This is a genomic window from Deltaproteobacteria bacterium RBG_16_64_85 (assembly GCA_001798885.1).
GTDB lineage: Bacteria > Desulfobacterota > Deferrimicrobia > Deferrimicrobiales > Deferrimicrobiaceae > FEB-35.
In genome coordinates, this window is the sequence record MGQW01000015.1 from 59,393 (window position 1) to 69,431 (window position 10,039).

General features: G+C 66.0%; 9 protein-coding genes. All 9 read right to left on the bottom strand.

Going from position 1 to position 10,039, the window contains the following annotated elements; translation table 11 throughout:
• Positions 1 to 85: 85 nt before the first annotated feature.
• Entirely contained in the window at positions 86 to 1,381 is a 1,296-nt protein-coding gene (locus tag A2Z13_04840) for a diaminopimelate decarboxylase (GenBank protein ID OGP80664.1), read from the bottom strand.
• A 144-nt stretch (positions 1,382 to 1,525) separates the two neighbouring features.
• On the bottom strand, positions 1,526 to 2,899 hold the full coding sequence (locus A2Z13_04845) for an argininosuccinate lyase (GenBank protein ID OGP80677.1): 1,374 nt from the start codon (positions 2,897 to 2,899) through the stop codon (positions 1,526 to 1,528).
• Positions 2,900 to 2,904: 5 nt separating this feature from the next.
• Positions 2,905 to 4,113 (bottom strand): argininosuccinate synthase, encoded by a 1,209-nt coding sequence (locus tag A2Z13_04850; protein ID OGP80665.1) that lies wholly within the window; start codon positions 4,111 to 4,113, stop codon positions 2,905 to 2,907.
• Positions 4,114 to 4,131: 18 nt separating this feature from the next.
• Positions 4,132 to 5,046: an ornithine carbamoyltransferase gene (locus tag A2Z13_04855; GenBank protein ID OGP80666.1), complete on the bottom strand. Its 915-nt coding sequence runs from the start codon at positions 5,044 to 5,046 to the stop codon at positions 4,132 to 4,134.
• Positions 5,043 to 6,218, bottom strand: coding sequence for an acetylornithine aminotransferase (locus A2Z13_04860; GenBank protein OGP80678.1), 1,176 nt, complete (start codon positions 6,216 to 6,218; stop codon positions 5,043 to 5,045). The genes A2Z13_04855 and A2Z13_04860 overlap by 4 nt, the downstream gene beginning before the upstream one ends.
• The gene (locus A2Z13_04865; protein ID OGP80667.1) at positions 6,215 to 7,129 is read right to left on the bottom strand and encodes an acetylglutamate kinase; all 915 of its coding nucleotides are present in this window, start codon (positions 7,127 to 7,129) and stop codon (positions 6,215 to 6,217) included. The genes A2Z13_04860 and A2Z13_04865 overlap by 4 nt, the downstream gene beginning before the upstream one ends.
• Positions 7,130 to 7,149: 20 nt before the next feature.
• Positions 7,150 to 8,532 carry an HslU--HslV peptidase ATPase subunit gene (locus A2Z13_04870; GenBank protein ID OGP80668.1) on the bottom strand — a complete coding sequence of 461 codons (1,383 nt, stop codon included), beginning with the start codon at positions 8,530 to 8,532 and terminating at the stop codon, positions 7,150 to 7,152.
• Positions 8,529 to 9,071, bottom strand: a complete 543-nt coding sequence (locus A2Z13_04875; protein OGP80669.1) for an HslU--HslV peptidase proteolytic subunit — start codon at positions 9,069 to 9,071, stop codon at positions 8,529 to 8,531. The genes A2Z13_04870 and A2Z13_04875 overlap by 4 nt, the downstream gene beginning before the upstream one ends.
• Complete coding sequence (locus A2Z13_04880) at positions 9,068 to 9,997, bottom strand: hypothetical protein (protein ID OGP80670.1); 930 nt, start codon at positions 9,995 to 9,997, stop codon at positions 9,068 to 9,070. The genes A2Z13_04875 and A2Z13_04880 overlap by 4 nt, the downstream gene beginning before the upstream one ends.
• Between the last annotated feature and the right edge of the window lie 42 nt (positions 9,998 to 10,039).

The window sequence follows — 10,039 nt, forward strand, 5'->3', positions numbered from 1 at the left end:
GCGGGGGACACCCTTTATGGGCGGGGACACTCCTTGCTCTATCGTCGAAAACACCAGGAGTGCCCCCGATGCCGCGTGTCCCCCTCTACCGAGGTTTACGCCTCCTGGCGGCGAGAAACGACGCCGTCCTCTCGCCGCCGGCGAGAGCCCGAACCGGTTCCCGCTCCCGGACCACCTCGAATCGCGCCCCCGAGACCATCACCTCGGCCGCCCGCGGACGCGAGTTGTAATTGGACGACATCGAGAATCCGTACGCACCTGCGCTCATGACCGCGAGGAGATCACCCGAGCGAACCAGCGGCAGCCTCCGGTCCCTCGCGAGGAAATCTCCCGACTCGCAGATCGGACCGACAATATCTGCCGTGACCTTCTTCCTCGCGGCCGGGCCGACGGGAACGATCGCGTGATACGAACCGTAGAGAGAAGGGCGAGCAAGGTCGTTCATCGCCGCATCCACGATGAAGAAACGCTTCTTCCCCTTCCCTTTCAGGGAAGTCGCCTCCTTCGTGTAGAGCACGCGGGTCAGAAGGATCCCTGCGTTTCCCACCAGCACTCTCCCCGGCTCGAGCACAAGGGTGACGTCCAGGCCCGCGAAAGCGCTCAAGATCGCGTCGGCATACTGCTTCGGGTGAGGGGGAAGCTCCTCGTTATACGTGATCCCCAGCCCTCCGCCGATGTCGACCAGACGGATGGGAAGCCCTTTCCGGATCAGCCGGTCGACCAGGAGCCGGACCCTCCCGGCGGCGTCCACGAAGGGCGAGATCTCGGTGAGCTGCGAACCGATGTGGCAGTCGACGCCGACCACCTCGATGTGCTTCCGCCTCGCCGCCCATTCGTAGTCGCGGATCGCCTGCCCGATGTGGATCCCGAACTTGTTCTTCTTGAGGCCCGTCGAGATGTACGGGTGGGTCTTCGGATCGACGTCCGGATTCACGCGCAGCGAGATCGGCGCCCGCTTCCGCATCCGCCCCGCCACGGCATCGATCGTCTCCAGTTCCTGGCGGGACTCCACGTTGAACATCAGGATCCCCCGGCGCAACGCCTCCTCGATCTCCCAGACCTGCTTCCCCACCCCCGAATAGACGATTTTCGACGGCGGGGCCCCCGCGGCGAGCGCCCGTACGAGTTCCCCTCCGGACACGATGTCCGCTCCGCTGCCGAGGTTCGTGAACGCCCGGATGACCGACCCGTTGGAGTTGGCCTTCATGGAATAGCAGACCACGTGCGGGATGCTGGCGAACGCCTCGTCGAACACCTTGTAGTGATGGGAGAGGGTGGCATGGCTGTATACATAGACGGGGGTCCCCACCACCTCCGCGATCCGGCGCAGCGGAACGCCTTCACAAACCATCTCCCCCCGCCTTACGCAGAAATGGTGCATCGGCTCACCTCAACAACGAGGATCGGTAACGGATCGGAGATTCGCCCTGGAGCGGCTCCGGCTTCGCCTTGCGGCCGCAACCAAGGACGGCATTCAAAGCGACAAGGAGGAGAAGCGAGAAAAAGACCGTCCGCACCCATCGTCTCATTTCTTCTTGAGCTCCTCGAGCCGGCGGCGGACCAATTCCGGCCCCGTTCCCCCGCGGGTGTTGCGGAGTCGAACGGAGCGGGAAAGGGAGATTGCGTCCCTCACGTCCTCGCCGATCCTCCCATGGAAGGACCGCAGCTCCTTGAGGCTCAGGTCCTTGAGTCTTTTCCCGTTTTCCTCGCAATAGCGGACGATCCGTCCCGTGATCTCGTGGGCCTTCCGGAACGGGACCCCCTTCCGGGCCAAATAGTCCGCAAGGTCGGTCGCGGTGAGGAAGCCGTCGTCGCAGGCCGCCCGCATCCGCTCCTCGTTCACGGCCATTCCCTCGATGAGGAGGGCCGTCCCGATCAGCGACTCCTTGATCGACCGCGCGGAATCGAACACGGGCTCCTTGTCCTCCTGCATGTCGCGGTTGTAGGAAAGGGGGAGCCCCTTCATGAGGGTCAGGAGATTCATCAGGTTCCCGTAGGCGCGGCCCGCCTTTCCGCGGATCAGCTCCGGGACGTCGGGGTTCTTCTTCTGGGGCATGATGCTGCTCCCCGTGCACATCGCCTCCGGAAGAGACAGGAAGCCGAACTCGGAGGAGGACCAGTAGACCATTTCCTCGGAGAGGCGGGACAGGTGCATCATCGTCACCGCGCACGCGAACAGGAATTCGGCTGCGAAATCGCGGTCCGAGACCGCGTCGATGCTGTTCTCGCACACTCCCTCCATCCCGAGCTCCCTGGCCACGGACTCGCGGTCCAGCGGGAACGTGGTGCCGGCCAGGGCACCCGCCCCGAGGGGCGATACGTTCGCGCGGCGGCGCGTTTCCCGGAACCGTTCCTCGTCTCGCGAAAACATCTCGTGATACGCCAGGAGGTGGTGGGAAAAGAGGACCGGCTGGGCCCGCTGCATGTGGGTGTAGCCGGGCATCACGACGCCGTAGCACTCTTCGGCGCGTTGCAGGATCCGCTCCCGGACCTTGTCGATCCGCGTGAGAATCTCGTCGATCTCGTCCCGGAGATAGAGCCGCAGGTCCAGCGCGACCTGGTCGTTGCGGCTCCTTCCGGTGTGGAGCTTGCCGCCGATCTTCCCCACTTTCCGGATCAGACGCTGCTCCACCGCCATGTGGATGTCTTCCTGGGAAAGATCGAAGGAGATCTTCCCCGACTCGATCTCCCGCCGGATATCGGCCAGCGCCGCGACGATCCGGTCCGCCTCCGCCCTCGGGATGATCTTCTGCCTGCCCAGCATCCGGGCGTGGGCGATGCTCCCGGCGATGTCCTGCCGGTAGAGCAGGATGTCGAACGGGATCGAGGCGGTGAACTCCTCGACGAACCGGTCGGTCCCGTCGGCGAACCGCCCTCCCCAGGCCTTTTTCTTCGCCATCTCCGTCAACCCTTCCCGCTCTTGAGCATCGAGCGGATCTTGAGGCGCAGCGCGTTGATTTTAATGAAGCCGGTGGCGTCCGCCTGGTTAAAGACCGTCTCCTTCTCGAAGGTGGCGAAATCGGTCCGGTAGAGAGACACCGGGCTCTTCCGGCCGGCGACGGTGCAGTTCCCCTTGTACAGCTTGAGCCGGGCCGTTCCGATCACGTTCTCCTGCGTCTTCTCGATCATCGACCGGAGCAGCTCCATCTCCGGCGAATACCAGTATCCGTAGTAGATCAGCTCCGCGAATTTCGGAATCAGCGAATCCCGCAGGTGCATGACCTCCCGGTCGAGGGTGATCGACTCGACCGCCCGGTGCGCGGCGTAGAGGACCGTTCCGCCCGGCGTTTCGTATACCCCGCGCGACTTCATCCCCACGTAGCGGTTTTCCACCAGGTCCACCCGCCCGATCCCGTGGATCCCGCCGATCCGGTTCAGATGCGCCAGCAGCTTCGCGGGCCCCATTTTCTTCCCGTCGACCGCCGTAGGGACCCCCCGGACGAAGTCCACCTCCACGTAGACGGGCTTGCCGGGCGCCTTCTCGGGGGACCGGGTGAGGACGTACATGTCCTCGGGCGGCTCCGCCCATGGGTCTTCGAGGATCCCCCCCTCGAAACTGATGTGCATCAGGTTCCGGTCGCTGGAGTACGGCTTCTTCGCGGTGACCGGCGTCGGGATGCCGTGCTTCTTCGCATAGTTCACGAGGTCCGTGCGGGAGGAAAACTCCCATTCCCGCCAGGGCACGATCACGCGGATGCCCGGCAGGAGGGCGTAATAGGTGAGCTCGAACCGAACCTGGTCGTTCCCCTTGCCGGTGGCGCCGTGGGAAACGGCGTCGGCTTTCTCCTTCCGGACCACCTCGATCTGCTTCTTCGCGATCAGCGGGCGGGCGACGGAGGTCCCCAGGAGGTACGAACCCTCGTAGACGGCATTCGCCTTGAGCGCCGGAAAGATGAAATCGCGGACGAACTCGTCCTTTACGTCCTCCACGTACACTTTCGACGCCCCGGTCTTCTTCGCCTTGGCGCGGACGGGGCCCAGTTCTTCCCCCTGCCCCAGGTCGGCCACGAAAGCGATCACCTCGCAGTCATAGGTCTCGACGAGCCACCGCAGGATGACCGAGGTGTCCAGCCCCCCGGAATACGCGAGAACGACCTTCTTGACCTTTTCCAATTCCGCTTCCTCCGTCCGTTAGTGTGGGATAAACCTTGCGAGGAGCGCCATCTGGACGTGCATGCGGTTTTCCGCCTCGTCGAACACGGCCGACTGCGGCCCTTCCATCACCTCATCGGTGATCTCCTCTCCTCGATGGGCGGGCAGGCAGTGCATGACGATCGCGCCTCTCCGCGCCTCCCGCAGGAGGGCAGCGTCGACTCGGTAGCCTCGAAACGCGTCAAGTCGCCGCCTTCTCTCCTTCTCCTGCCCCATGCTGGTCCATACGTCCGTATAGAGGATGTCGGCGCCCTTCGCCGCATCCGCCGGGTCGCGGACGACCCGGACGTCACCTTTCCCTCTGGCAGCGGCCTCCCGCAGGATCTTCACGTTCGGCTCGAACCCCTTCGGGCACGCGGCGCGGAGGGAAAACCCGAGCAGGTGCGCTGCCTCCACCCACGAATTGGCGACGTTGTTGCCGTCGCCGATGAAGGCGACCTTCATCCTGCGGAGATCGATTCCCCGCTCCTGCGCCGTCATCAGGTCGGCGAGCACCTGGCAGGGATGGTGGTCGTCGGTCAGGCCATTGATCACCGGGACGCTCGCCCAGGCGGCCATCTCCTCCACCGTCTCCTGGAGAAACGTCCGGATCATGATGCCGTCCACGTACCGGGAGAGCACCCGGGCGGTGTCCCGGACCGGCTCGCCCCGGCCGATCTGGCTGTCCGCCGGGGACAGAAAGAGGGCGACCCCTCCCAGCCGGGTCATGCCGACCTCGAACGACACCCGCGTCCGGGTCGACGCCTTCTGGAAAATCATCGCCAGCGTCTTTCCCGCGAGCGGCCGGGGCGCCCCCCGGCGCTTTCCTCTCCGCTTCCACGTCCTGCCCGACGCCAGGAGTGCGAGGAGCTCCTTGTCGGTCAGGTCGAGGATCCGCAGCAGGTCTTTCCTCACTTCCGTCCTCCCGCCGGCAGGGAGGTCCACAACAGGTCCAGCGCATGCCGGATCTCGGCGTCGTTCACGGTCAGCGGCGGCAGAAAGCGGAGGACATTCCCCGACGTGGCGTTCACGATGAGGCCGTTCCGCAGACACTGCTCCGCGATCTCCTTCGTCTCGACCTCCATCTCCATCGCCAGTATCAGGCCCAGGCCACGGACTTTCCGCACATCCGTACGCCGCTCGGCAAGCTCGGAGAGCCCGTTCTTGAGGAGCTCCCCTTTCCGGCAAACTTCGTCGAGGAACCCCTGCGACCGCAGCGTCTCCAGGACGACCTTGGCGGCGGCGCAGCAGACGGGGTTGCCGCCGAAGGTACTGCCGTGCGAGCCGGCGCCAAACGCGGCCGCCACCTCCTCGCGCGCCACGACCGCCCCCAGCGGCAGGCCGTTGGCAAGCCCCTTGGCCAGGGTGACGATGTCGGGCAGCAGGCCGAACCTCTCGCTCGCGAGCATCGCGCCGGTGCGCCCCAGCCCCGTCTGGATCTCATCCACCAACAGGAGAATGCCGTTCTGCCGGCAAAGGCGCTCGGCCTCCTTGAGATACCCGGGCGGGTGCATCCGGACACCGCTCTCCCCCTGGATGGGCTCGACGAGGAATGCACAGGTCCGGTTCGTCAGGGCGTTCTCGAAGGCGGCGATGTCGCCGAACGGCACCGTGACAAACCCCGGCAGCATCGGCTCGAACCCTTTGTGTAACTTGGGCTGCCCGGTGGCGGAGAGCCCCCCGTAGGTTCGGCCGTGGAACGACCCCTCGAGCACGACGAACTCGTGCACCTCTTCCTTCCCCCGATCGGCGAACCACTTCCTGGTCAGCTTGATCGCCGCCTCGTTCGCCTCGGTTCCGCTGTTGCAGAAGAAGACCTTCCCCCCAATGGTCGACTCCGAGAGGAGCCTGCCGGCCTCGGCCTGTACCGGGACGTGGAACAGGTTGGAAACGTGCAGGAGGTTCCTCGCCTGCACGGTGACGGCCCGCGTGACCTCGGGGTGCGTGTGCCCGAGAAGTGCCACAGCGATGCCCCCCAGGAAATCGAGGTACTCCCTTCCTTCGGCGTCGAAGAGCCTGGCGCCTTCGCCGCGCACGAACACAACGGGGAACCGCGCGTAGTTCGCCATCTGGTACTTTTCGGTCATCGCGATGACGTCGGCGGTGCCCAAGGCGCTCTCCCTTCCCCCGCCGGCCGGGTGATCTCGGTGCCGATCCCCGCGTCGGTGAAAATCTCCAGCAGGACGCTGTGCGGAATCCGCCCGTCCAGGATGTGGACCTTGTTCACTCCCTTGCGCAGGGCGGTCAGTCCGCACTCGACCTTGGGGATCATTCCCCCGGTGATCAGGCCGCCCCGGATGGCGGCCTCCACATCGTCGACCGTCATCGTGGAAATGCGCTCCCCTTTCCGGTCCAGGACTCCCGGCACGTCCGTGAGGAGAATGAACTTCTCCGCGGCGACCGCCGCTGCCACCTCCGCTGCCGCGGTGTCCCCATTGATGTTATAGGCCTCCCCTTCCGGCCCGGCCCCGATGGGCGCGATGACCGGGACGAAGCCGTCCCGTTCCATGCTCCGGATCACCTCCGGGTTGACCCCCGTGACCTCCCCCACCAGCCCGAGGTCGAGCGGAGCGCCGCTTTTCCCGGGAGCGGAGTACTTCCTGGCCCCGATCAGCCCGCCGTCCTTTCCCGTCAGGCCGACCGCCTTCCCGCCGAACCGGTTGATGAGCGCAACGATCTTCTTGTTGACCGTCCCGCCGAGGACCATCTCCACGACTTCCATCGCCTCGGGGGACGTCACCCGCAACCCCTCCTTCCGCTCCGAGGGGATCGACAGCTGGGAAAGCACGCGGTCGATCTGCGGCCCGCCTCCGTGCACGACGATCGGGCGGATCCCGACGAACTGCAGGAGGACGACGTCCTCCGCGAAGGACGCCATCCGTTCCTCGCTGGCCATCGCCGCCCCGCCGTACTTGACCACCACCGTCTTCCCGGAGAACTCCCGGATGTACGGCAGCGCCTCGATCAGCGTCTCGGCCTTCTGGATGTATCCTTTCATCCCTTCGTCCCGCCCCGTTTCTAGAGGATATACCGGCTGAGGTCGACGTCCCGGACGATCCCGGAGAGCTTCTCCTCCACGTACGTTCTCCGGATGACGATCTCCTGCCCGCCGATCTCCGGCGCGGCGAACAGGAGATCCTCCAGGAGCTTCTCCAGGATCGTGTAGAGACGCCTCGCGCCGATGTTTTCCGTGCGGTCGTTCACTTCGCAGGCCATCTCGGCGATCCGCTCCACCGCCTCGGGGGTAAAGTCGACCTGCACGCCTTCGGTCCGGAGCAGCTCGGCGTACTGCCGGGTGAGCGCGCCGTGCGGCTCGGTCAGGATCCGCACGAAATCCTCCTTCGTCAGGGAATCGAGCTCCACGCGGATGGGGAACCGCCCCTGCAGTTCCGGGATCAGGTCGGAGGGCTTCGTCATGTGGAAGGCGCCGGCCGCGATGAAAAGAATGTGGTCGGTCCGGACCATCCCGTATTTCGTGTTCACGTTCGAGCCCTCCACGATCGGGAGCAGGTCTCGCTGAACGCCTTGCCGGGAGACGTCGGGGCCCGAAACGGACTCCCGCCCGGCGATCTTGTCGATCTCGTCGAGGAAGACGATCCCCTCGCTCTCCGTGCGTTCGACGGCCATCCGCTTCACCCGGTCCATGTCCACCATGCGGGTGGCCTCCTCCTTCTCGAGGAAGGAGAGCGCCTCCGGGACCCGCAACCGTTTCCGGCGTACTTTCCTGGGGAAGAGGCTTCCCAGCATTTCCTGGAGATTCCCCTCGATCCCCGCAAGCCCCTCTCCGCCCGGGACGCCGATCAGGTCGATGGCGGGAACGGCGCTCTCCTTCACCTCGACCTCCACCGTCTTGTCGGACAGCTTCCCCTCTTTCAGCATCGTCCGCAGCCGTTCGCGCGACTCGTCGGCCTTCGGTTCCCCTTCCGAAGGGGACATCCCCGCCGGGCGGGCGGGACGGGGAGGGAGCAGGAGATCGAGGAGGCGTTCCTCCGCCCCTGCGCGCGCCTTGCCGGCCACCCCTTCCATCTCCTCGCCGCGAACCATGTGCACCGCGATCTCCACCAGGTCGCGAATCATCGACTCCACGTCGCGGCCCACGTACCCGACCTCCGTGAACTTGGACGCTTCGACCTTGAGAAACGGCGCCTGTGCGAGCCGGGCCAGCCGCCTCGCGATCTCGGTCTTGCCGACCCCGGTGGGTCCCGCCATGATGATGTTCTTCGGCGCAATCTCCTCCCGCAACTCCTCCGGGACCTGTCGCCTGCGCCAGCGGTTCCGCAGTGCGATCGCAACGGCCCGCTTGGCCTTCTCCTGGCCGACAATATGCCGTGACAGCTCCGCCACGATCTCCCGCGGAATCAGGGGGCGGCCGCCCTTCCCCTCCCTCTCTCTCCGCGTCATGGCGCCGCGATCTCCTCCGCCGCCAGGTTGTCGTTGGTGTAGATGCAGATTCCGGAGGCGATGCGAAGCGCCTCGTGCGCGATCGCGAGCGCCGGCAGCTCCGTATGCCGGAGCATCGCCCGGGCCGCCGCCAGGGCGTACGGCCCGCCGGAGCCGACCCCGATCACGCCGTCGTCGGGCTCCACCACGTCCCCGCTTCCGGACAGAAGCATCAGGTCCCGCCCGTCGGTCACCACCATGACGGCGTCCAGCCGGCGCAGCACCCGGTCGGTCCTCCACTCCTTCGCGAGCTCCACCGCCGCCCGGCGAAGGTTCCCGTGGAACTCCGAGAGCTTCCCCTCGAACTTCTCGAACAGCGTGATGGCGTCCGCGGTGGCCCCTGCGAACCCGGCAAGCACCCGGTCCTCGTACAGGCGACGGATCTTGCGCGCCGTATGCTTGAGGATGGTGTTTCCCAGCGTTACCTGCCCGTCCCCCGCCATCGCCACGCGCCCGCCGCGGGACACCGCCACGATCGTCGTCCCCCGCGTCCCGCTCACGACCGCCTCCCCGCGCGGGAGAGGGGGTGAGCGGACTCGTAGGCGCGCACGAGATGACTCACGTTGACCCTCGCGTATCTCTGCGTCGTGGAAAGCGACGCGTGCCCCAGCATCTCCTGGATGGCCCGCAGGTCCGCACCGGATTCCAGGAGGTGGGTGGCGAAGGTGTGCCGGAGGCCGTGCGGGGACAATCGTCTGCCGACCCCGGCCCGCCGGAGGGCATTCTCGAGGATCCGTGCGACGCTGCGCGCCGTCAGACCCCCCCCCCGGAGATTCCGGAAGAGGACCCCCCGGTCCGAGGAATCCCGGGGGACGCTGCGTGCTTCTCGCGCGGTCAGATATTCCTTGAGGGCACGGACGGCCTTCTCGCCCACCGGAACGATGCGGACCTTGCGCCCCTTCCCCGACACGCGTACGGTCCCCCCCTCGAGGTGGACGTCTTCCCTCCGGAGCGCCACCAGCTCCCCGACGCGCAAGCCCGAGGAGTAGAGCAGCTCCAGGATCGCGGAGTCGCGCGCTTCCCTCTCGCCTCCCCCGGGCATCGAGCGCAGCAGATCCATCATCTCGTCCACGGGGAGGAACTCGGGGAGCCGCATCTCGCGACGCGGGGCCGTGAGGGACAAGGCCGGGTTCCCCGAAAGCACCCCCTGCCCGACCAGGAACGCAAAGAAGGACCGTATGGCCGAGATCTTCCTCGCCAGGGATGAGGGTCTCAGGGCCGGGAACCTCGCGGAAAAGAACCTGCGCAGGTCCGCCGTCGTCACTGTTTTCCATCCGCCGTGCGCCTTCTCGGGGTCTCTCCCCTTCGTCTCCTTCAGGAACGCGCGAAGATCGGAGACCTCGCGCAGGTAAGCCCGGGCCGTGTCCCGGGATGCGTTCCGCTCCGAGAGGAGGAATTGCGAGAATTGGCCGATGGCGGCGTTCAATTCCGTGACCGTTCCCTTCCAGAAAGGAAAAGATCTATGTAA

Bases quoted from the DNA above. Each gene is read 5' to 3' on its own strand.
- A2Z13_04865 (OGP80667.1), bottom strand. From the start codon at position 7,129: ATGAAAGGATACATCCAGAAGGCCGAGACGCTGATCGAGGCGCTGCCG.
- A2Z13_04840 (OGP80664.1), bottom strand. From the start codon at position 1,381: ATGCACCATTTCTGCGTAAGGCGGGGGGAGATGGTTTGTGAAGGCGTT.
- A2Z13_04845 (OGP80677.1), bottom strand. From the start codon at position 2,899: ATGGCGAAGAAAAAGGCCTGGGGAGGGCGGTTCGCCGACGGGACCGAC.
- A2Z13_04870 (OGP80668.1), bottom strand. From the start codon at position 8,532: ATGACGCGGAGAGAGAGGGAGGGGAAGGGCGGCCGCCCCCTGATTCCG.
- A2Z13_04860 (OGP80678.1), bottom strand. From the start codon at position 6,218: ATGACCGAAAAGTACCAGATGGCGAACTACGCGCGGTTCCCCGTTGTG.